The 23,442-nt window shown below is 43.5% G+C and carries 20 protein-coding genes and 1 pseudogene; 18 read left to right on the forward strand and 3 right to left on the reverse strand.

Features of this window, described 5'->3' with window-relative positions; translation table 11 throughout:
- Window positions 1-5: 5 nt before the first annotated feature.
- The 8 genes from DW152_RS01235 to DW152_RS01270 all read left to right on the forward strand — a co-directional run bounded on the left by DW152_RS01235 (window position 6) and on the right by DW152_RS01270 (window position 11,862).
- Window positions 6-3,893 carry a tape measure protein gene (locus DW152_RS01235; protein WP_118287811.1) on the forward strand — a complete coding sequence of 1,296 codons (3,888 nt, stop codon included), beginning with the start codon at window positions 6-8 and terminating at the stop codon, window positions 3,891-3,893.
- 9 nt (window positions 3,894-3,902) lie between these two features.
- Window positions 3,903-5,585, forward strand: a complete 1,683-nt coding sequence (locus tag DW152_RS01240; protein WP_118287812.1) for a distal tail protein Dit — start codon at window positions 3,903-3,905, stop codon at window positions 5,583-5,585.
- Window positions 5,582-7,198, forward strand: coding sequence for a phage tail spike protein (locus tag DW152_RS01245; protein ID WP_118287813.1), 1,617 nt, complete (start codon window positions 5,582-5,584; stop codon window positions 7,196-7,198). The genes DW152_RS01240 and DW152_RS01245 overlap by 4 nt, the downstream gene beginning before the upstream one ends.
- 19 nt (window positions 7,199-7,217) lie before the next feature.
- Window positions 7,218-8,498, forward strand: coding sequence for a hypothetical protein (locus DW152_RS13375; RefSeq protein ID WP_243059739.1), 1,281 nt, complete (start codon window positions 7,218-7,220; stop codon window positions 8,496-8,498).
- Window positions 8,499-8,509: 11 nt separating this feature from the next.
- A complete protein-coding gene (locus tag DW152_RS01255; protein ID WP_118287814.1) occupies window positions 8,510-9,964 on the forward strand; it encodes a hypothetical protein in 1,455 nt (484 codons plus the stop codon).
- 83 nt (window positions 9,965-10,047) lie between these two features.
- On the forward strand, window positions 10,048-10,413 hold the full coding sequence (locus tag DW152_RS13380; RefSeq protein WP_243059742.1) for a hypothetical protein: 366 nt from the start codon (window positions 10,048-10,050) through the stop codon (window positions 10,411-10,413).
- A gap of 203 nt (window positions 10,414-10,616) precedes the next feature.
- Window positions 10,617-11,072: a phage holin family protein gene (locus DW152_RS01265; protein WP_243059744.1), complete on the forward strand. Its 456-nt coding sequence runs from the start codon at window positions 10,617-10,619 to the stop codon at window positions 11,070-11,072.
- Window positions 11,073-11,109: 37 nt separating this feature from the next.
- Window positions 11,110-11,862, forward strand: coding sequence for an N-acetylmuramoyl-L-alanine amidase (locus DW152_RS01270; RefSeq protein WP_118287815.1), 753 nt, complete (start codon window positions 11,110-11,112; stop codon window positions 11,860-11,862).
- A gap of 44 nt (window positions 11,863-11,906) precedes the next feature.
- Here the strand turns inward: DW152_RS01270 and DW152_RS13675 are convergent.
- The 3 genes and pseudogenes from DW152_RS13675 to DW152_RS01285 all read right to left on the reverse strand — a co-directional run.
- Window positions 11,907-12,107: pseudogene (locus tag DW152_RS13675) on the reverse strand (manganese catalase family protein); the annotation flags it as partial.
- A 3-nt stretch (window positions 12,108-12,110) separates the two neighbouring features.
- Window positions 12,111-12,386 carry a spore coat protein CotJB gene (locus tag DW152_RS01280; RefSeq protein ID WP_021861582.1) on the reverse strand — a complete coding sequence of 92 codons (276 nt, stop codon included), beginning with the start codon at window positions 12,384-12,386 and terminating at the stop codon, window positions 12,111-12,113.
- Window positions 12,383-12,646 carry a spore coat associated protein CotJA gene (locus tag DW152_RS01285; RefSeq protein WP_021861581.1) on the reverse strand — a complete coding sequence of 88 codons (264 nt, stop codon included), beginning with the start codon at window positions 12,644-12,646 and terminating at the stop codon, window positions 12,383-12,385. The genes DW152_RS01280 and DW152_RS01285 overlap by 4 nt, the downstream gene beginning before the upstream one ends.
- Before the next feature lie 136 nt (window positions 12,647-12,782).
- Between DW152_RS01285 and DW152_RS01290 the strand changes: the two genes are divergently transcribed.
- From DW152_RS01290 to murD, 10 genes are all read left to right on the forward strand, one after another.
- Window positions 12,783-13,955 carry an FtsW/RodA/SpoVE family cell cycle protein gene (locus tag DW152_RS01290; RefSeq protein WP_118287816.1) on the forward strand — a complete coding sequence of 391 codons (1,173 nt, stop codon included), beginning with the start codon at window positions 12,783-12,785 and terminating at the stop codon, window positions 13,953-13,955.
- A gap of 102 nt (window positions 13,956-14,057) precedes the next feature.
- Window positions 14,058-14,897, forward strand: coding sequence for a DegV family protein (locus DW152_RS01295; protein WP_118287817.1), 840 nt, complete (start codon window positions 14,058-14,060; stop codon window positions 14,895-14,897).
- Between the two features lie 58 nt (window positions 14,898-14,955).
- On the forward strand, window positions 14,956-15,201 hold the full coding sequence (locus tag DW152_RS01300) for a hypothetical protein (protein ID WP_021861578.1): 246 nt from the start codon (window positions 14,956-14,958) through the stop codon (window positions 15,199-15,201).
- Between the two features lie 242 nt (window positions 15,202-15,443).
- Entirely contained in the window at window positions 15,444-15,893 is a 450-nt protein-coding gene (gene mraZ, locus DW152_RS01305) for a division/cell wall cluster transcriptional repressor MraZ (RefSeq protein ID WP_117538353.1), read from the forward strand.
- 11 nt (window positions 15,894-15,904) lie between these two features.
- Complete coding sequence (gene rsmH / locus DW152_RS01310; RefSeq protein WP_118287818.1) at window positions 15,905-16,840, forward strand: 16S rRNA (cytosine(1402)-N(4))-methyltransferase RsmH; 936 nt, start codon at window positions 15,905-15,907, stop codon at window positions 16,838-16,840.
- A gap of 45 nt (window positions 16,841-16,885) precedes the next feature.
- Complete coding sequence (locus tag DW152_RS01315; protein WP_021861575.1) at window positions 16,886-17,410, forward strand: hypothetical protein; 525 nt, start codon at window positions 16,886-16,888, stop codon at window positions 17,408-17,410.
- Between the two features lie 63 nt (window positions 17,411-17,473).
- Entirely contained in the window at window positions 17,474-19,267 is a 1,794-nt protein-coding gene (locus tag DW152_RS01320; protein ID WP_330416702.1) for a penicillin-binding protein 2, read from the forward strand.
- 60 nt (window positions 19,268-19,327) lie between these two features.
- A complete protein-coding gene (locus tag DW152_RS01325) occupies window positions 19,328-21,049 on the forward strand; it encodes a peptidoglycan D,D-transpeptidase FtsI family protein (protein ID WP_118287820.1) in 1,722 nt (573 codons plus the stop codon).
- A gap of 65 nt (window positions 21,050-21,114) precedes the next feature.
- A complete protein-coding gene (gene mraY / locus DW152_RS01330; RefSeq protein ID WP_021861572.1) occupies window positions 21,115-22,071 on the forward strand; it encodes a phospho-N-acetylmuramoyl-pentapeptide-transferase in 957 nt (318 codons plus the stop codon).
- A gap of 9 nt (window positions 22,072-22,080) precedes the next feature.
- Window positions 22,081-23,433: a UDP-N-acetylmuramoyl-L-alanine--D-glutamate ligase gene (gene murD, locus DW152_RS01335; RefSeq protein ID WP_118287821.1), complete on the forward strand. Its 1,353-nt coding sequence runs from the start codon at window positions 22,081-22,083 to the stop codon at window positions 23,431-23,433.
- Window positions 23,434-23,442 lie beyond the last annotated feature (9 nt).

Here is a 23,442-nt window from a genome sequence, read left to right on the forward strand (position 1 = left end):
GCAATATGGCTGAAAGTTATTCAGTAAAGGCGATATTGTCTGCGAGCGACCGTGGATTTTCGTCTGCGTTCAAGAGTGCGCAAAGCAGTGCGGAACGTTTGAAAAGTACATTGACGTCCGGTCTGGGATTTGGAATCATGACCGGGATCGGTCAGAAAGCATTCTCTGCAATAACGAGTGGAATATCCGGAGTGACAGGGGAGTTAAATGAATCATCTGCGGCATGGAAGACATTTAACGGAAATATGCAGATGATCGGAAAAGGGACAAAATCCATCACGAAGACAAGAGATGAATTACAGGATTTTGCTACAAAGACAATCTATTCCGCTTCGGATATGGCAACGACCTACAGCCAGCTTGCTGCCGTTGGAACAAAGAACTGTACGAAACTGGTAAAAGGTTTCGGAGGATTAGCTGCAGCTTCTGAAAATCCGACACAGGCAATGAAGACATTAAGCCAGCAGGCAACACAGGCGGCTGCAAAGCCAACGATCCAGTGGATGGACTTTAAATTGATGCTGGAACAGACGCCGGCAGGTATTGCGGCTGTTGCTAAAGGCATGGGGAAAACGACATCACAGCTTGTGCAGGATGTGCAGGACGGAAAAGTTAAGACAGAAGATTTCTTTAATGCGATAGCAAAGGTCGGAACAAACAAGTCCTTTACCAAGCTTGCTACGTCATACAAAACTGCGGGACAGGCTATGGACGGTTTGAAAGAGACGCTTGGTGTAAAGCTGATGCCGACTTTTAATAAGACATCGGATGTTGCGATTTCCGGTATTGAAAAAGTAATTGGACGTTTGGATAAAGTAGATCCGGACGGGCTGGCAAAGAAAGTAGAATCTGCGGTATCCGTTGTATCTCCGTACTGGAAAGCATTTTCAGATGCAACTTCCAAAGCCAGAAAAGCAATCATAAATGCTGTGTCGGCTGTTGGAAAATCTTTTGGTGGACTGGCACAGAAGAAGAGCAGTCTGGATACATTTACAAGTGTGGTAAGTGGCATATCAGATGCGATTGCGCATTTTGCACAGATTGTAGCGGATCACTCAGATGAAATAGCTTCTGCAGCGCCAAAGATCCTGAAGCTTCTTTTGGCAATAAAAGGATTTAAAATCATTCAATCGCTTGTTCCGGGAGTCACTACATTTGCGAGTGCGCTTTTGAAAATAGGCGGAAAGGGAATTGCGGCATTAGCTGGTAAGTTATTCGGTGTTGCGGCAGGAGAGAAAGCTGTAGGAACGGCAAGCAAGGAGTCTTTCGGAAGCCTTGTTCAGTCTGCTACGGCATTCCTGAAAATGGGAGCCGGAATCGCACTGGTTGCAGCCGGATTTGCGTTGCTTACGCTGTCTGCGATCAATCTTGCAAAAGCTGGTCCTTTAGCTGCAGGTGTCATGCTTGGAATGGTTGTTGCAATCGGCGGGCTGCTGGTCGTTGCGAAAGAAGTTGCACCGACTTTGACTGCAGGGGCAGCCGGATTCATAGCCTTTGGTGCAGCAGTTGTTCTGGCAGGTGCAGGGATGTTATTGCTTACAACAGCAGCAACGAATCTGGCATCTGCCGGACCGGTGGCAATTGGTGTGATGGTCGGCATGGTAGCAGCGGTTGCCTTGCTTGCAGCAGGAGCAGCGGTTCTGGCGCCGGCACTTACCGTTGGAGCAGTTGGTTTTATCGCTTTTGGAGCAGCGATTGTTCTGGCGGCAACAGGTGCATTGATAGCAGGAGCAGCGCTTAAGATTGTTGTTGGTGTTCTGCCAGCAGTTGTCCAGTATGGAGCGGCAGGAGCGGTATCCATCGCAGCTCTCGGAGCAGCAATGCTTGTATTTGGTGCGGGCGCAGCGATTGCCGGAGCCGGATGTATTGTACTGGGAGCCGGGCTCGTAGTAGTTGGCGCAGGAGCAGTGGCAGCCGGAGCTGGATTGCTGGTGCTTGGAACGGCAGTTCTTGTGGCGAGTGCCGGATTTACGGTGATTGGAAATACAATCACGAAAGTCGTGGATGCAATCAGTGGCGGTCTTACAAGTGTGCTGAATGGAATTGCCAAAGTGATTAATTCGGTCGGAACATCTGCAAAGAATGCCGGACAGGGATTTAAGAGTGTGGCAAGTGGGATTAAGATGATCTCAGGGTTGTCAATCGGATCCATAGCAAAATCTCTCGGAGCAGTGTCAATCGGACTCGGAAAAATATCCAAAAAAGGAGCAGGCGTAGGACAGGCGGCAAGCGGGTTAAAAACGCTGGCGTCAGCATCTGTATCTGTAAATGCAAGTTTCGGGACGATGGGAGCAGTGGCGGCAAGTTCTTTGTCCGCTGTAAGTAAGTCCATGAGCAAGGTAGCATCTACCGCGAAATCTGCAGGTAGAAATGCGGGAAGTGGTTATGCGTCTGCGCTTCGCAGTGGTCTTAGTAAAGCTGCATCGGCAGCATCGAAGGCAGCTACAAGTGTAAATACGAGATTGCGGTCCGGGCGCTCCGGTGCATACAGTGCCGGTTCATATGTTAGTCAGGGCTTCGCAAGTGGAATGAGTTCCTGCCTTGGGCAGATCGAAGCGGCGGCATCCAGAATGGTTTCGGCTGCGGACACAGCTATCCGGGCAAAAGCGAAGATCCACAGCCCTTCCAAACTCACGAAGAAGCATGGTGGATACATGAGTTTGGGATTTGGAAACGGAATTCTGAGCAAGATCAGTGAGGCGACAAAAGCGGCTAAGAAACTCGTGAGCGAGACAATGAAAGTATTTAAAACTGCGAAGAACAAAGGAAATTATGAGTCGCTTGGTGAAAAACTCAGCGATAAGTTCAAATCGCAGATGGAGAAGAAACGGGACAGTGCACTTAAGTCTGTCAAGAATATGATCAATGCGTATGTGAAGCCACTGAAAAAGCATAATAAGAAGGCTTCCAGCAAGTATACGAAAGCCGGACGCTATCTGAACAGTGCATTTTCAAAATCATATAAAGCTGAAGTGAAGAAGCTGATCAAGGCAGCAGATTCCACATTTGATAAGCTCGGGAAGAAGTATCAGAAGAAATACGATGCAATTATCGATGCCAGAAAGTCCTTTATGGAGAACCTTGGAAATATCAGCAGTCTCTACACGGCGGATGATTATGGGAATATCGCATTGAAAGATTTTAATGTCGGCACAAAACAGATCAACGCTTATGCAAAGAATCTGGAAAAGCTGAAAAAGATTTTACCGGATGGATTGATGGAAGAAATTCTCGGACTCAGCACGGCAGAAGGTCTGGCTTATACGAATAATTTGCTTAAGATGTCTACGAAAAACCTGAAAGCTTATGGTGCAAGCTATACAAAGTTCCAGAACGCTGCAAAGAAAACAGCAACGAATTACTATGCACCGAAATTAAGTAGTCTTAAGAAGGATTTCTCTGCACAGGTGACGAAAGAAGCGAAGGCACTGAAAAAACGTATGACCACGATTGGCGCAAATGCGATGAGTGGATTTGTATCAGGAATGTCATCCAAGAAAAAGAGTCTGAGTAAGGAAAGCCGGATACTGGCAAATGAAGTGATAAAAGCATTCCGGAAGAAGCTTAAGATTCACAGTCCGTCAAGGGTGTTCGCTTCTCTGGCAACTTATACGGCAAAAGGATACATAAACCAGTTGGAGTCCATGCGGCATAAGATTGCCGATGTAGCGCAAAGCATCGTGACGATTCCGGATGTTGCATCTCCGAAGCTTGCAGGTGATTACACTGGCGATCTATCAACAGAGTATGAATATTACAGCAATGCGAAGTATACGATTGTTGTTCCGGTAGAAGTAGATGGACGTGAGGTGGCGAGAACGACTGCGCCGTATATGCAGAGCGAACTGGATTCGAGACAGAGCCGCGAGAACAGACGGCGTGGAAGGAAATAAGGAGGCAGTATGTATAGTTTTGTAGATACGACAGATTCTCAGGTGGGGCGCGATGTCCCATCTGAAGCTTTGATGATAAATGGAACCTTGATCGAGGATGAAATCCCGGAGTATCGGACACTGCATGTCTCCGGACGGGAATTGTTAGAAACGGAAGTCACTACACTGGACAGCACTGTGAATGACGGAACAAGATATCAGAGCAAAAGATATCCGGAAAGAACGATTACTGTAACGTTTCAATTGATTGCCGGAAATAATGCACGGTTTCGTGCGGCATTTAATGAACTGAATGCACTTCTGAATGTAGAAGAGGCACAATTAATCTTCATGGATGAACCCGACAAGTATTATATCGGAACAATGGAATCGGTGGATGATATCGATCCGGGGAAGAATGCCGTGACGGGTTCATTCAGTTTTAAATGTTCTGATCCATTTAAGTATTCCGTGAAAGAATACGAGGTAGAACCGACAGGTAATGCATTTGTGTTTGAATACGGCGGTACATATCGGGCATTTCCAAAGTTTGAAGTTGATTTTTACAATGATGAAAGCGGCGAAGAGAACGACAATGGAAGATGCGGTTATGTAGCTTTCTTCGATGATGAAGAACACATATTACAATTTGGCAATCCAGAGGAATTGTCGGAAGAGCAGATTGAGGTCGTTGAGCAGGAAACCAATACTTATCAGGTTCCTACAACGAAGGTGATGGTTAATCATTCATTCAAGAAATCATCCGCATGGAATACATTAAAGACGAAATATAAAAATAACAGTGGAGTGCTGTATGGAACAGTGACACAAAATGGAACGATGGGAGAGAAACATTCGCAGAATTCTACGAGCGAGGGAACGTATTATCTTACAGCATCAAGTTATGGCTCGGGTTCCGGATGGCACGGTGCTGTAACGACATATTCTCTTTCGGAATCTGCTACAGATTTCCAGATGCAGTACGCACAGAAGATGTGCGTGGATAGTACGAGTGCAGGAAAGAGGCAGAAAGGGCGTTTTCAGATGATATTATCGGATGCGTCCGGGAAAATTGTAGCGGGCATTGACATTTACAAGTCCGGTGACGGAACGAAAGGAAAGTACCGGATGATCGTGGATGGCAAGATCCGGAAAGAAGCAGAGATAGATCTGTCATTGCACAACAAGAGATTTGGAGAAAACCGGGCAGAGAATAAGAAGAAAAAAATAACAGCCATTAAGACTGCGAAGTCATCCTGCATTACAAAGAAAGGTTCAAGAATTTCATTTGACCTCGGCGGGATAAAAGCAAGCTTTACAGTAGAGAGCGTAGCAACGAAATCCGTAAGCAAGATCACGACCGGTTTCTTCCAGAAGCGCACGGCGGCAGCCATGAAATACAATGGCATGTATGAAATGAAGCTGGTAAAGAACTATAAGAAGACGGTGACGGAAACTATAGATAAGATTGTACTGGAATGGCATGATGTACAGAATAAATTCAATGCAAACGATGTCCTTTCGATTGACTGCGCAAGTGCATCCGTAAAGCTGAATGAACTGGACAGGCAGGATCTTGGAGCACTCGGCAATAGCTGGGAAGAATTTTACCTGATGCCTGGAGTGAACCAGATCGGGTTTAGCTGGTCAGAGTGGGTAGAAGAGGCATATGCGCCGACATTTAAATTGAAATACAGGGAGGTCTTTTTATGATCGTGTATTTTGCTGACCGTCATATGAACATATTAGGGAATGCAAGCACAACGCTCCCGGAAGGCTTGCTGATTGTTGGCGACGAAAAAACAGAAGAGATAGAAGCGGGCGTATCGGTTCTGGAACTGCATATTACATACGATGCGCTTACGAGAAAAGAAGCGGAAAGATGTGCTGCAGTAGGAAATTATTTACTGTACCAGAGTGGTGATGAAAAATCTTTTTATACGATCATTGAAACGGAAGCAGATACAAAAAGCAGAGAAGTTATGGTTTATGCAGAAGATGCGGGACTGGATCTGCTGAATGAAATAGCACTTCCGTACACTGCGGATAAGGCATATGAGATTGATTATTATATAAATAAATTTGCAGAAGACAGTGGTTTTGAAATTGGGCTTAATGAGGTACCAGGGACGAAGAAACTTGCTTGGAATGATGAACAGACCGTGACGGAGCGGATATTAGGTGTTGCCGGAGAGTTTGATGCGGAAATCGCCTTTTCCTTTGATGTAGAAGGAATGGCTGTAAAGCATAAGTATATTGATGTTTACCAGAAGCGGGGGCAGGATGCAGGAGTACAGCTTCATTTGGACCGTGATATCGACAGGATGGTAACAAAGAAATCAATTGCGAATCTTGCCACAGCATTGCTGCCATATGGATCCACACCAGAGGACAGCGATATTGCAATCAATCTGAGGGACTACAAGTACGATGACGGAGATTTTTACATTGATGGGAATCTTCTGAAATCCAGAACGGCATGGCAGAAGTGGAGCCGTTTTTTCGCAGACGGGCAGGGCGAAGGAGATATTGTAAAAACGTTTAATTTTGATACGGTAAGCCAGGAGCTTTTATGCAAGAAAGCGATAGAAGAACTGAAAAAGATCCGGGAACCGGAAGTGAACTATGAGATTGATGTGCTTGAACTGCCAAAGGGTACAAAAATTGGAGATACTGTAAATATTGTGGATGAATCCGGTGAAGTTTATTTTTCGGCAAGGATATTAAAAACAGAGATTTCAGAAACGGGCAGAAGCGTTAGCGTTACTATTGGAGATTATCTGATCAAAGATAACGGAATCTCGCAGCAGGTGCAGGATCTGGCAGGAAACTTTAAAAATCTGGCAGCCAATCGAACACTGTATACATGGACTGCTTACGCAGATGATGAATATGGTTCCGGCATTTCCTTGGACCCTTCTGGAAAATCATATCTCGGAACACGCGCGAATCAGACTGTGAGAGATCCGGATATTTCCAATCCAGAACTGTATAAATGGGTGAGAGTAAAAGGGGAAGAAGGAGAAGCGGCAGTATTGCTTCACATAGAATCCTCGAGGGGCAGTGTATTTAAGAATAATGCAGTGTCAACGGTATTGTCGGTTGTTATATATCACGGAAAGGAGCGGATAGAAGATGCAGAGACTCTGAGAAAGACATTTGGAAGCGGTGCATATATCCAGTGGAAATGGCAGCGCTTAGAGGAAGAGACTTATGGAATTATCTCTTCCGGTGATCCAAGAATCAGAAACGATGGATTTTCATTTGCATTATCACCAGATGATGTAGATGTAAAGGTAACTTTTTTATGTGAATTAATTGTTTAAAAACGAGGAGGATAATATTATGGCAATTAAAGCTGCAGATCAAATGACAATTTTAGATGTTACGGATGCGTATTCGGTAATGCTGACTTCGGAAGCATACACATTTATCGGAAATACCAGCGGGGCGACTCCTGGGCAGACGTGTTCTACAGAAGCAGTTGCATTCTGTGGAACAAATCAGTGTGCTTCGCTGACGGTAGTGGCAGCAGAGATTACATGCCCGACCGGAATTAGTGCTACAGTAGAAAACAGTGGTACATCCAGAGTTAAAATTACATTTAAAACAACAGCAACGATCAGTGCTGCCTGTGAGGCAACAATCCCGGTTCATGTAGACGGTATTACGGTAAATAAGAAGTTTTCGTTTGCAGTTGCGAAGACAGGTGCAACAGGCGCAGCCGGAAGAGGCATTAAGGGTGAGCCGGTGGCGGAATATGTAGGATCTGCTTCTAATACAACAGTTCCGACAAGTGGATGGTCCACAACTATTCCGCCGGTAACGCAGGGGCAGTATTTATGGACAAGAGTTACAACTACCTATACAGACAATACGACTTCTGTAAGCTATAGTGTAGCAAAGCAGGGCTCTACAGGTGCAACCGGAACAACAGGTTCCCAATGGTATTCAGGTACGGGCATTACAGGAACATCAACGACTGCGACAATTTTCTCTGGATCAGGTGTAGCAAATGCCCGGGTTAATGATATGTATCTCAATACATCTACTGGTAATACCTATAAGTGTACAGTTGCAGGTGCCGCGTCTGCTGCTAAATGGGTTTATACCGGAAACATTAAAGGTATTCAGGGTGACAAAGGAAATACTGGAGCTACAGGCAATGGTGTTTCAAAAGCAGAAATTAGTTATGCTTCATCTTCATCTAATACATCTGCACCGACCAGTGGATGGCAGTCCACACCACCATCGGTAGCGGCCGGAAACTATCTTTGGACGAAGACGGTATTTACTTATACAAATGGATCTACCTCTAATCCGCAGTATAGCGTGGCAAAACAGGGCTCCACAGGTGCGGCGGGAGCAGATGCGATCAGTTTGACAATCACTTCATCTAATGGAACAGTATTTAAAAACAATTCCGGTTCGACAGTGCTTACAGCCCATGTCTGGAAAGGCTCGGTAGAGCAGAGCATTACAGATGCAGGAGTTTGTGGATCACTTGGCTCAATCAAATGGTATAAAACGGGAAGCGACACAGCAATTGCAACAGCTAAAACACTGACAATATCGGCAGCAGATGTTGCAAATGCACAGGCATATACATGTCAGCTTGAAGATTAAGGAGTGAGAGAATGGCAATTTTAGCAAAGGCAGATATTACGATATCGAGGATTATAGACGTGAAAGCAGTTACAACATATTACTTATTGCAATCCTCAACTGCCGCCAAGCCAAACAAACCGACAGCAATCCCACCCGGTGGAAATTGGAAGACAACGGAACCCACATACGAGTCAGGATCAACAAGCACCCTATACACTGTAATTTTGACTATAATGTCCAATGATACATACAGCTATTCGGATGTATCGAAGTCCAGCAGCTACGAAGCAGCCAAGGAAGCCTGGAATAAGGCAAATCGGGCGCAGACGGCTGCTGACGCTGCGGCGAAAGTTGCAACGAATTATATACAGGGAACGGATGGTGGCTTGATTGTAGGAAATATGGAAGCGGATACATTAGGAGCAAATGTAAAGGTAGATTCTGATTCTATGGAAATTCGAAACGGAGATACGGTGCTGGCGAAGTATGCGGCAGATAAAGTGGAGCTGGGGAAGAATAGTAAAGATGCTGTGGTGGAAATGTGTGGTGGAACAACATCGATTGTATCTTCTATACAGGAAAAAGATGGAGAAAGCGTAACATTTTCAAAAATAAAGGGAGCAGATGGAGTTGAAATTGATGCAGCTTCACATCTGAATATGTCCGGACCTGTAGCAATAAATCTTGATTCTACTAATTATTACGAAAATGACAATGGAATGGATACATCAGCATCAATACTTTCCTTGATGAGCCCGGAGGTTAATGCGGAAAATGATGCAGTAACTTTTCTTGAGTATCTGACAGAATATTACGGCACATCAGGGACGGGAGTTGGTAAGCAGATACAAAACTATATAGGTGTATTGGATTCTGGAATTTTATTGAGATCGCAAATCAGTCATCAGGGAGTCATGAGTGAGAATGATAAGATTGCGCTATTATTAAATAATGCAGATGGGCGTTTGCATGTCTACTCGAATGACGTGACTATTATTTCGCATAATTCAACTGGTAATGCCATAGGTGTTGGAGTTGGAACCGGAGGAGTAAACCGAGGGCTCCATGATGAAGTAGCCAGAAAATGGCAGTTGTATTCAGATGAGACAGATCTGTACTTGGGACCGCCGACCAGAGATACCTTTAAACCATATTACACAAAAGGCGATAAAATTCCATGTGAGATCAGCACTGGTGGTTACGTTAGCGGTGGCGGTAAACAGGTTATATTTTCAGTCCCATTGTCCAAGCCGCTTGTAGGAGCATCGGCAGTAACGGCAACTACGAACAATGGTTTCCGAGGAAGACAGGGCGGTAAATATACGCACGGTTCATCTGCGAGTACGTTTGTAAAGCCAGCTTCGTATTCATGCTATGTCAGAGAGTCATGGATAGAAGTAAGGATGACGATCAACAGCACAACTAACGTCACCAATAATGATGCCATTGGCATTGCATGGTCAGGATATTTAACATTTTCATAGGAGAATTTTACATGAACACCCCAAGAGCAAGACCGTAACGGTCTTATTTTATTTGCATAATTTAAGGAAAGCAGGAATAGAAAGTGAAAGAAATCATCTTACAGACATATGGAATCGTTCTGCCGATCGTGCTTGGGTATATCGTCTGGCTTTTGAAGGAGCAGAAGAAGAGACAGCAGAAGGATGCCATAGAGCGAAATAAGCGTATCGCTGACGAGAATGAGAAACGGGATGCAAACAGTGCCGGTACGATGCTGCTTCTTCGGGTGCAGTTAAGTGCGTACCTTAAGTTCATGTGGGACAGTACGAATAATAAGCCGTCTGTCAAGATTGCAATGTCGAGTGGGAACGCATATCTCGGCAAGTTTGTGAAATACGATGATTTTACATCAAGCGAAAAAACGGGATACAGTGCCTTTATATGCGGAGGATGCGCACCAATGCCGTAGACCATAAGTCGACTTGAACCAACTTCGAAGCCAAGGTTTATCCAAGCCTTTGCGAGTTTTTGCGAGTTAGTTTAATTTCTAGCCGTATAGCTGACTATTCAGTTGACTAATTCAATTTCTTGCGATTTTTTGAACCGACTTGGACTAAATTTCAAAGCAGAGGGCAAGAAGCTCTCTGCGAATTAAAAGAAAGGATGATTAGAATGATGGAAAGAATCATGTATCTTTTGGCAAGCAATTCGTTTTTTAAAATTCTCTTGCTTGTCGTGACGTTAGACACCGTGCTCGGAGTGCTTCGAGCCATGAAAGAGCACAAGTTCAACAGCTGTGTAGGCATTGACGGAGCAATCCGAAAGGCGGCGATGCTCTTGTCGGTGTGTCTATTTATGGCGGTCGACATTATCGTCAACATTAATATGCTAAGCTTCGTAGCTGATAAATACGTGCAGATGCTCGGAATACATAAATTAGGCATCTGCGAATTTTTCTGCCTGCTATACATTTTATACGAAGCAGTCAGTGTATTGAAGAATATGACACTATGCGGGCTTCCAGTTCCGCCAAAGCTTAAGAGATGGGTTCAGAAATTCCTGGAAGATATGACGGAGGAGCTACCAGAAGAAGCTATTGATCATACGGAAGAGATTAGAGAGTCGTAAGGCTCTCTTTTTTATATACAAATTAGGAGGTAGACACATGGCAAAATACAACATACACGCAGGACACTGCCCACAGGGCAAAGGTGCTTCCGGGGCAGTAGGGTATTTGAAGGAATCCGTAGAAGATAGAAAAGTGAAAGGCGAAGTGATTCGGCTCCTGCGGGCAGCAGGGCACACGGCATACGACTGCACCTGCGATAAGAAGACGGACCAGAACGGTTGTCTTAGATATATCGTAGCGAAATGCAATGCGCACACAGTAGCGCGGGATGTCAGCATCCACTTAAATTCCGGTGGCGGTACCGGAGTGGAAGTTTTGGTTGTATCAAAAAATTCCAAAGCATACAAAGAAGCAACGCGGATTTCGGCGAAGATTGCCAGAGCATTAGGTATCCGTGACCGTGGCGTGAAGATACGTCCGGAGCTTTATGTTCTCCGGCACACGAACGCGCCGGCACTTCTGGTGGAGTGTTGTTTTGTTGACAATAAAACCGATTATCATGCATGGGATTATAAGAAATGCGCCAGAGCGATTGCGGAAGGTCTGATCGGAAAGAAGATAGAAGAGAAGCCGGCAGCGAAGAAAGCTGCGGATAAATCTTTCAAGGTAAAGACCAAACAGGCACTTAATATTTACAAGAGTCCTGGCAAAGATTACACTGGGAAGAAAGCCCCGGAATCGGTCTATACGATCACGGAAACGAAGACCGTGGAGAAGATGCCGTATGGCAGATTAAAGTCCAGCGAGGGCTGGATTAAGATATCCAGTAAATACGCAGAAACGCTGTAAAAACGCATTATAATAAGGAAGAAAAATAAGCGAGAACGTTTTTGGGCGTGTTCTTCCGTACCGATATCCGTAAGGATACCGGTGACCTCGTTGTAAGGCATTGTGTATCGCTGGGAGAGATACCGCATGGATGCACCCAGTTCACCATCAGGACCACCGAACTGGGATATGATCACCTGAGCTATCTTTGGATTTGTCTGGGTGATTTTTACCGGATGTTGCAGACGCTTTTCATAATTCCACATAGATTAACAGCCTCCTTCCTGCCATGGCCAGCTCTGCGTGCTCCACTGCCAGCGTTCACATGGAGTGGCAGTTGCAGTATCGATCGTGAGCGGCCCATAATTTCTGGAATATTCCTGAAGCGCGCGTGTGCGCTGCGTACGAAATTCCTCAAAATACTCTAATGCTTCTGCGTCATCAGGGTGTGTGTCAAGAAATAAAGTCACATCATTGACTGCAAAGCTGACGGCATTGATCCATTGTAAGAGTTCTTGACGGGATAATCTTTTATCATTATTCATCGAAGAACACCTCCTGTTCCAAGAAATGGTTTATCGAGTTCGGCAAAAATAGTACCTGCATGCAGCCCTTTTGGCGGATCGTACAGGCACTGGAATTTCTGGATGGGAACATATGCCATAGCAAGAACCTGCATGGAAATATTGGAAGTGTTATCGGAGCAGGCATGCTCATGACAGCCGGAGCCTGAAGGAACACCAAGGGAAACGTTCCGCATGGAGTTGCCGCAGCAATTAGAAGCTTGATAGCGATAATTAGGCATTTTTAGCAACCTTCCTTTTCAATTATTTGCATTATTATAATATGAAAGAAGTCAAAAAGAGGTGCAAAGACCGGAATTTTTAGTTGTTTTTAGAATCATATCTGAGTATAATGAATACGATTGGAGTGTAAATAAAATGACAAGGACAGTGAAAAGAGAAATTACAGAACAAAGGAAAAAAACAATCCCATATTTTGATTATAGTCTGGTCGCAATTCTTATATGCCTTGTATGTTTCGGGCTGGTAATGTTATACAGCACCAGTGCATACAGTTCCATGAAGATCACCGGACAGAAAAGCAGTATATTTTATTTGAAGAAACAGATAATTTTCTGTCTGGCTGGTTTTTTTGTGATGTGGTTCATCTGCCGCTTTATTGATTACCACTGGTACATTAAGCGCGCAAAACTGCTATATTGGGTATCCATAATACTGATGGCACTTGTACAAAGCCCAATCGGAAAAGGAGCCAAGGGAGCCAAGAGATGGATCATGTTACCTGGAATCGGACAGTTTCAGCCATCGGAGGTTGCAAAGATTGCGGTGATACTATTTATCCCGGTAGTGATCTGCAAGCTTGGAAAGAAGATTAATACAAAAGAAGGATTTATCCATGTAATGGTCTGGGGACTGTTATCCGCAGCATGTGTATATTTTTTGACAGATAATTTAAGTACAGCGATTATCGTAATGGGCATCAGCATTATTATGATTTTTATTGTTCACCGGAAGACAAAGATCTTCTTTGCAGCTGCAGGTGGCGGTCTTGCAGCGATACTGGTGGGCGTGAAGATCTTGGGTATGGTACTTACGACAAGTAAGAGTTTCCGGATGCGACGGGTTCTTGTATGGCTGAATCCGGAAAATTATGCATCAGAAGGCGGATACCAGATTATGCAGGCGTTATATGCGATCGGTTCCGGAGGCTTTTTTGGAAAAGGTCTTGGGAACAGCGCACAGAAGACAATCATTCCGGAAGTGCAGAATGATATGATCCTTTCTATTATATGTGAAGAACTTGGCGTGTTTGGAGCAATTCTCGTTCTGACACTGTTTGGCTTATTATTATACCGTCTGCTGTTTATTGCACAGAATGCGCCGGATTTGTATGGTTCACTGATTGTGACGGGAATATTTGCCCACATGGCTTTACAGGTATTTTTAAATGTGGGAGTTGTGACAAATCTGATTCCGACAACAGGTATTACATTACCATTTATCAGTTATGGGGGAACAGCAATTCTGTTTCTTTCTATAGAAATGGGAATTGCGCTAAGTGTTTCAAAACAAATAAAAATAGAACAATAACGGAATAAAAGTCTTTCTTTTCCGACGTGAATGTGCTATGATATTAAACGTAGTATTAAAAACTACATTTAATGGAAATAAAAAGTTTACCGGGAGGAAGACATGAGTTATAAAGTAGTTGTAGATAGTTGTGGTGAATTAACGGAAGAGATGAAACAGTCAGAGCATTTCGTGACCGCATCACTGGAGATAGAAGTAGATGGTTATCATATCATTGACGATGCAACATTTGATCAGAAGGATTTTTTGAGAAGAGTTGCAGCGGCTCCGGAGTGTCCGAAGTCCTCCTGCCCATCACCGGAACGTTATATGGAGATGTATCACTGTGATGCTGAGCATGTATATGCAGTTACATTATCGGCTGAGCTGAGTGGTTCTTACAATAGTGCAGAGTTGGGGAAGAACCTTTATAAAGAAGAATATGGAGAGAAACAGATCCATGTATTTAATTCTAAGTCTGCTTCAGTTGGAGAGACTCTAATCGCACTGAAGATTGCAGAGTGTGAAGAAAAGCAGATGAGCTTTGAAGAGATTATTAAGACAGTGGATGCTTATATAGAAGAGCAGCACACGTATTTTGTACTGGAGACATTGGAGACATTGAAAAAGAACGGAAGACTGACTGGTATTAAAGCGATGATGGCAACTGCGCTTAATATCAAGCCGGTAATGGGTTCTACACCGATTGGAAGTATCTGTCAGCTGGGTCAGGGAAGAGGCATGAAGAAAGCAATCGAGAAGATGGTTGCGCAGGTGAAGAAAGATGCGATACGACCAGAAGAGAAGATTCTTGCGATTACACACTGTAATTGCCCGGAGCGTGCTGAAGACATGAAGAAAATGGTTCAGGAACAGATGAAGGTAAAAGACATCATCGTCCTGGATACGGCAGGGATCAGCAGTATGTATGCAGCAGACGGTGGTGTGATTCTGGTTGTCTAATCCGGAAAGGTGTGATAGAATAACGGTAGTTATTCGATAAGAAGGAGACAGATACCTGATGAGTCAGACCAAAGTTGATAATTATAAAGAAGAAAAAGCAAACCGGCGAAGATTACGCCGGAAGCACAGATTATATAATCTGATGCGCAAGTGTCTGGTAGTATTTGTAGGAGTGATCTTACTTGGCTGGATTACTTATTCGGCGTATCATACTTATGAAGCGAAGCAGTCAAGACCGGAAGTAGAGATTGATTACAGTGCTTTGCAGAATTTTCAGAGCAATCTGGATAAAGCAGAAGAATAAAATAAATAATAAGAATCAAAGAGAGTTGATATTCAAAAGCGTAGGCTTGCGAGTGTCAACTCTCTTTATATGTATACGATGAGTCAAGTCACATTCTATGTTGATTTCACAAAAAACACACAAAAAAGGCTTGAAATCACTGAAAAAGTGTTTTACAATTAGTTCAAGTGGTAGAAAGTGGTGAGAAGTGGAGAAAAGTGGTGCGAAAGTGGTGGACCACTTTGAAAGAAGGTGAGTTCATTATGCTAAGGGGATTAAAAGGAGAATACAGTCATAACATAGACGCCAAAGGGCGACTGATCATTCCGGCTAAGTTCCGTGACGATTTAGGGGAGCATTTCGTCATAACAAAAGGAATGGAAAACTGCCTGTATGTATACCCGGAAGCAGAATGGATCGCTTTTGAAGAGAAACTGAACAACTTACCGACGACCACAGACAAAAAAGCCCGCGCATTTGCATATTTCTTCCAGGGAAGTGCAATTGACGGCGACCTTGACAAACAAGGCAGAACTCTTATTTCAGCCCCACTCAGAGACTTCGCCGGACTAGGAAAAGAAGTTGTATTTGTCGGCATGGGGAAGCGTGCCGAGATCTGGGATAAGGCAAAATGGGAAGCTAAGAATGCTGAGGTGGAAATGAATATTGAGGATATTGCATCCGATATGGAAGCAAGCGGGTTCAGTATCTAGAGGGAGAAGATATGGAATTCGTACACAAATCAGTATTATTGAAAGAAACAATTGATGGATTAAAGATTAAACCGGACGGCATCTATGTAGATGGAACGCTCGGTGGAGGCGGACATGCCAGTGAAGTGGCAAGACGTCTCAGTGACAAGGGGAGTATTATAGGAATAGACCAGGATGCCGCTGCAATTGAAGCAGCCGGGATCCGCTTAAAAGACTTCGGAGAGAAAGTCACAATAGTAAGAAGTAACTATTGTGATATGAAGTCACAGCTAGGTAAGTTAGGCATTGACAAGGTCGATGGGATCGTGCTCGATCTGGGCGTATCATCTTATCAGTTAGATACGGCAGAGCGGGGATTCTCTTATCGCGAAGATGCACCTCTCGATATGCGGATGGACAGACGTCAGAAGATGACAGCGAGAGACATCGTCAATGACTATGAAGAACGGGAACTTTATCGTGTGATCCGTGATTATGGCGAAGATAAGTTTGCCAAGAACATTGCAAAGCATATTGTGGCTGCGCGTCAGAAAGCACCGATTGAGACAACGGGACAACTGACAGAGATCATACGTGCATCAATCCCGATGAAGTTTCAGAAGAAGTCCGGACATCCGGCAAAAAGAACCTTCCAGGCAATTCGTATTGAATTGAACCAGGAGCTGGAAGTGCTAAAAAATTCATTGGACGCTATGATTGATTTGTTGAATCCAGGGGGTAGACTGTGCATCATTACATTCCACTCACTGGAAGACCGGATCGTGAAAAGTGCATTTCGTAAGAATGAAAATCCATGCACATGTCCAAGCGATTTTCCTGTATGTGTATGCGGGAAAATATCAAAAGGGAGTATTATCACTAGAAAACCAATCCTTCCGAGCAAGGAAGAGATGGAAGAAAACAGTCGTGCAAAGAGCGCAAAGCTTCGTATTTTTGAGCGGAGCTGACACATGAGTATGTAATAATTAAAAGTGGGAAAGGGGTGAGCGCGCATGGCATACAGACAGATGACAACAAGAAGAAGACAGAATGTACAAAGAGCGTCTTATGTTTACGGTAATGTTGTAAGACAACCGGCATACGAACCGGAAAGACGCGCGCAGGAACCCAAAAAGAAAAGGACAAGCAGACAGGTAAAGAAAAACCGCAGACAGGCTCTGCGAATGAACCGAGGATATGTTGTATTCATGGCGGTTGCAGCAATCGCCATGCTGCTTGTATGTATCAAGTATGTTAATTTACAGTCAGCAAATATGAGCCACGCAAAAAAGATTTCAGCGATGGAAGAAGAACTGGCAACTCTGAAAGAAGAGAATACGACCAGATACAATGCAATCGTGGATTCTGTGAATCTGGACGAAGTGCGTAAAAAGGCTAAGAAAGACCTTGGCATGGTAGATGCTTCCGATTCTCAGGTCGTGGAATATAAAAAACCTTCTCTGGATTATGTAAAGCAATATGAAAGCATTCCAAAGGAAGGTGCACTTACAAAAGTACAGACGAAAAAAAGTAAATAACAGGTGAAGAAATAAATGGCAAGAAGAAAGAGAAATCCTTTTAAAAGGAAATTTAATAAGGCCATGCAAAAAAAGCTAGTCATGCTCTTTATGGGATTTGTACTGGCTTTTGTTTTTCTTGCAGGCCGGATTACTTATATTAATGCATCAAATGGTGACAAATATACAAAAGTGGTGCTGGACCAGCAACAGTATGACAGCCGTACAATCCCGTTTAAACGGGGAGATATCGTAGACCGTAATGGAACCAAGATGGCGACAAGTGAACGTATTTATAATGTTATTCTGGACATGAAGGCAATGCTCAGTAAGGACGATTATATAGAACCGACCATTGAAGCGTTGAAGAAATATTTTGATATTAAGGAAGAAGATATCCGAAAACTGATGAAGACCAACCCGTCCGGGCGTTATAACGTTCTGAAAAAAGGAATCGGCTATAAAGAAGCGAAAAAATTCAACATAATGAAGAACAGTGAGAAGTATTCGAATGTACAGGGAATCTGGCTTGAGGAAGATTATGAACGGAAATATCCGTATAACTCACTGGCAAGCGATACACTTGGGTTTACCGTAGATGGAAACATAGGAAGCAATGGAATTGAAGCATCTTATAACGAAGTCCTGAATGGTACGGATGGAAGAGAATATGGCTATCAGGATACAACCTCTACTTTTGAACAGACCGTAAAAGAGCCGGTCAATGGAAAGACAGTTGTCTCTACAATTGATTTGCAGGTACAGAGTATAGTGGAGAAGCATATTCTGGAGTTTAATAAAAAACATCAGAATGAAGCAAGAAAAGGAACCGGAAGTGAGGATACGGCAGTCATTGTAATGAATCCAAATAACGGAGAGATTCTTGCGGAAGCATCTTATCCAAATTACAATCTGAATAAGCCGAGAGATCTGTCAGCATATTATACAAAAAATGAACTTGCAAAGATGACGGATAAAGAGAAGATCAAGACACTTAACGCGCTGTGGAAGAATTTTTGTGTGACAGATACTTATGAACCAGGATCAACGATCAAACCATTTACGGTTGCAACGGGACTGGAACTGGGTGTATTGACAGGAAATGAAAGTTATAACTGTACCGGTGTACTCAGAGTAGGCGGACACGATATCCACTGCAGTCACCGTAATGGACATGGAATGCAGACACTTAAGCAGACACTTGAAAATTCCTGTAACGTTGCAATGATGCGGATCGGCGCGCAGATCGGGAAAGACGAATTCAGCCGTTATCAAAAGCTGTTTGGATTTGGCACATCGACGGGCATAGATCTTCCGGGTGAGGCAAGTACAGAAGGCCTTTTGTATTCACCGGAGAAAATGGATTCTGCCAGTCTTGCAACTAATGCTTTTGGACAGAATTTCAACGTAACAATGACTCAGCTTGCAGCTTCATTCAGTTCTCTGATCAATGGCGGCAGTTATTACAGACCGCATGTTGTAAGACAGATCAAAGATGAAAATGGAAATGTGACAGAGAGCAAGGACCCGGTGCTTGTACGGAAAACGATTTCTCAGGAGACCTGCGATGTAGTGAAAGATTACATGCGCGGGGTAGTTACAAACGGAACCGGAAAGACGGCAGCCGTTAAGGGATACGATGTGGGCGGAAAGACTGGTACAGCGGAGAAACTCCCAAGAAGGAATGGAAAATATCTTGTATCTTTTATCGGATATGCACCGCAGAAAAATCCGCAGGTTGTTGTCTATGTTGTGATCAATGAACCAAACGTCAGTGACCAGGCGAATAGCGGACTGGCAACCCAGCTCTCAGCAGATATTATGAAAGAGATTCTTCCGTATCTGGGAGTGGAAAAAATCTCAGACAGCAAGAATTAACAGAATAACCTTACATAAGCAGTAATAGATTATTACAAAGCTTGTGTGAGGTTTTTTTGTTTGAAGAACAGAACATATAATAAGAAGAAAATATTTTTTGTATTCTCCTGCGCGCTCATCCTGCTTATTCTGTTATTCGGAAGACTTGCGTGGCTGATGATCTTCCGCGCAGAAGAATATCAAAAGAAAGCACAGCAGTTACATGAAAGAGAGCGCGATATTAAAGCTGCAAGAGGAGAAATCGTTGACCGGAATGGAAAAATCCTTGCAACAAACCGGACAGTCTGCACAATTTCTGTAATACACAGTCAGCTGAAAGATTCGGAAAAGGTAATTAAAATATTGACAAAAGCACTTCACATGGAAGAAGCGCAGGTGAGAAAAAAAGTGAAAAAAATATCATCTATGGAGAGGATTGCGTCAAATGTAGAGAAAAAGACGGGAGATAAGATTCGAAATCTTGGGCTGGATGGTGTTAAGGTAGACGAAGATTTTAAACGATATTATCCTTATGGAAAACTTGCATCAAAGGTTCTTGGATTTACAGGAGGGGATAATCAGGGAATCATTGGCCTGGAAGTGCAGTATGAAGATTATTTAAAAGGGATAAATGGGCAGATTTTGACAATCACAGATGCGAGAGGAATAGAACTGGACGAAGAAGCAGAAGGACGAAAAGAACCGGTAAAAGGCGACACGCTGAAAATCAGTCTGGATGCAAATCTTCAAAAATATGCAGAGCAGATGGCAGAAAAAGTCATGGAAGAAAAACAGGCGGAAAAAGTTGCAATACTGCTTATGAATCCGCAGAATGGAGAAATATTTGCAATGGTTAATGTACCGGAATTTGATCTGAATGATCCTTTTTCGCTTCCAGGTGAAGAAAAGAAAAATCTGACGCCGGAAGAAGAACAGGATGCACTTAACAGGATGTGGCGTAATGAATGTATCAGTGATACATATGAGCCGGGTTCTACATTTAAGATCATTACGGCATCGGCGTGCCTGGAAGAAGGAGTGGTAAAGCTTTCGGATCATTTTCATTGCCCGGGTTATAAAGTTGTGGAAGACCGGAAAATCCGCTGCCATAAAGTGGGAGGACACGGTGCGGAAAATTTTGTGGAAGGGATTCAGAATTCCTGTAATCCGGTATTTATTGACATCGGACTCAGACTTGGAGTAAATGATTTCTATAAATATTTCCAGAAGTTTGGACTGCTTTCACCAACCGGTGTGGATCTGCCGGGAGAAGCTGGAACAATCCTGCATAAGAAAAATCGTGTAGGACAGGTAGAACTTGCAACTATGAGTTTTGGACAGTCTTTTCAGGTTACACCGATGCAGATGGCAGCAACGGTCAGTTCTCTTATAAATGGAGGAAAGAGAATTACACCTCATTTTGGAGTAGAAGTTACAGATTCGGAGAAAAAGAAGACGGAAGTCTTTTCTTATGGAAGAAAGAAGAGAATTCTCTCAGCGAAGACTTCAGAGACCATGCAGGAACTGCTGGAAGGAGTAGTGGCAAAAGGCTCTGGGAAAAAGGCATATGTAAAAGGATATCATATTGGAGGCAAAACAGCGACTTCCCAGACTTTGCCAAGAAGTGCCGGAAAATACATTTCTTCCTTTATAGGATTAGCTCCGGCAGAAAACCCACAGGTTCTGGGCATGTGTGTGATCTATAATCCGAAAGGGATCTATTACGGGGGAACGATTGCAGCTCCGGTGATCGGAAACATTTTTCGGGAGACATTCCCGTATCTTGGCATTGAAAAAGAGTAGGAAATGAAGTATACTAGGTTCGTCGAGGACTTAACAGTCTGACAAAAAGATAAAAGAGGTGGATTATGAATTATACAGTATTTATGCCGGTATTGATTGCCTTTGCATTCAGTGCGATTCTGGGACCGATCATTATTCCGGTACTGCGAAAATTGAAGATGAATCAGACAGAGAGGGAAGATGGTGTGAAGTCCCATCTGAAGAAGGCAGGAACCCCGTCCATGGGTGGAGTGATCATCCTTTTGAGTGTGGTACTTACTTCAATCTTTTATATCAAAGATTATCCGAAGATCATCCCAATCCTGTTTGTGACAGTTGGCTTTGGTCTGATCGGTTTTCTGGATGATTATCTGAAAGTTGTGATGAAGCGTTCCGATGGTCTATATCCAAAACAGAAGATGGCGTTACAGATCGTAGTTACTGCAATCTTCGCATTTTATGTGGTAAAATTCACGGATGTATCTCTGAAAATGCTCATTCCGTTCTCCGGAGGAAAATATCTGGATATCGGATGGCTGGCAATTGTCCTGATGTTTTTCGCTGTGATCGGTACAGTAAACGGTGTCAATTTCACTGACGGTCTGGATGGACTGGCATCCAGCGTAACCGTTCTTGTTGCAACATTTTTTACGGTTGTTGCGATCGGAACGAAAAGTGGAATCGAACCTGTAACATGTGCAGTTGTTGGTGCGCTGCTTGGATTTTTATTATTTAATGTATATCCGGCAAGTGTATTTATGGGAGATACAGGATCTCTTGCCCTTGGCGGTTTTGTGGCTTCAACAGCTTATATGCTTCAGATGCCGATCTTCATCCTGATCGTAGGACTGATCTATCTGGTAGAAGTATTATCGGTTATGATCCAAGTCACATATTTTAAGAAAACTGGAGGAAAACGTATTTTTAAAATGGCGCCGATCCATCATCATTTTGAGCTGTGTGGATGGTCAGAAACGCGTGTGGTCGCAGTATTTTCAATTATTACGGCTCTGTTGTGTCTCGTAGCGCTTATGGCAATGTAGGAGGAGAAAATGGAAGTAACAGGAAAGAAAGTACTGGTATTCGGTTCCGGTATCAGCGGAATCGGAGCTGTAAAATTATTGGAAGATCATGGAGCAGAGGTTATTCTTTACGATGGAAATGACAAGTTGGATAAAGTTGCTATGAAAGAACAGCTTGGGGATGGAGTAAAAGCAGAGATTATCCTTGGTGAATTTCCGGAGAAACTGATTGATACATTAGATATTGCAGTGTTGAGCCCAGGAGTACCAACAGACCTTCCGGTTGTAAATGCAATGCGTGATAAGAAGGTTGCTGTGATCGGTGAAGTAGAGCTTGCGTATGCATTTGGAAAAGGTGATGTGCTAGCAATTACCGGTACGAACGGTAAGACGACAACAACAACGCTTCTCGGTGAGATCATGAAAGCATACAAAGAGCATACATATGTTGTAGGTAATATCGGTAATCCGTATACTGTGGCAGCAAGACAGATGGAAGAAGATGCAGTTGCAGTTGCAGAGATGAGCAGTTTCCAGCTTGAGAGCATCGTAACATTCCGTCCGAAGGTCAGCGCGATCCTTAACTTTACACCGGATCATCTGAATCGTCATCACACGATGGAAGCATATGTGAATGCAAAGAAGAATATTGCAAAGAACCAGACAGCAGAAGATTACTGTATCCTGAACTACGAGGACGAGAGAACGAGAGAGTTCGGAGAACATATAGATGCACAGGTGATCTATTTCAGCAGCAGACAGAAGTTGGAAAAAGGAATATATCTGGATAACGGGAATATGATTTATAAGAACCCGGAAGAAGTGCTTGTATGCAATGTAGATGAATTACAGCTTCTCGGTATGCACAATTATGAGAATTATATGGCGGCTGTTGCGATGGCAGCAGTATATGGTGTGCCGATGGATATTATCCGCAAAGTGATCCGTGCATTTAAAGGTGTAGAACATCGTATCGAATATGTAACAGAAAAGAACGGTGTTGTTTATTATAATGATTCCAAAGGAACCAATCCAGATGCTGCGATCAAAGGAATCCAGGCAATGAACCGCAGAACGGTGCTGCTTGGCGGAGGATATGACAAAGGCTCCGAGTTTACAGAGTGGATCAATGCATTTGATGGAAAGGTTAAGAAACTGATCCTGATTGGCGCAACGAAGGAAAAGATTGCTGCAGATGCAGAAAAATGTGGTTTCCATGATTATGTGTTTGCAGATACTTTTGAAGAGGCAGTCCTTCTTGCAGCAAAGACAGCCGAGAGTGGAGATGCAGTGCTTCTGTCACCGGCATGTGCAAGTTGGGGAATGTTCCCGAATTATGAAGTACGTGGAGATGAATTTAAAAGAATTGTAAATTCCTTATAAGGAGTGCAA

It is taken from the genome of Dorea sp. AM13-35 (assembly GCF_003473885.1).
Taxonomy (GTDB): domain Bacteria; phylum Bacillota; class Clostridia; order Lachnospirales; family Lachnospiraceae; genus Dorea_D; species Dorea_D hominis.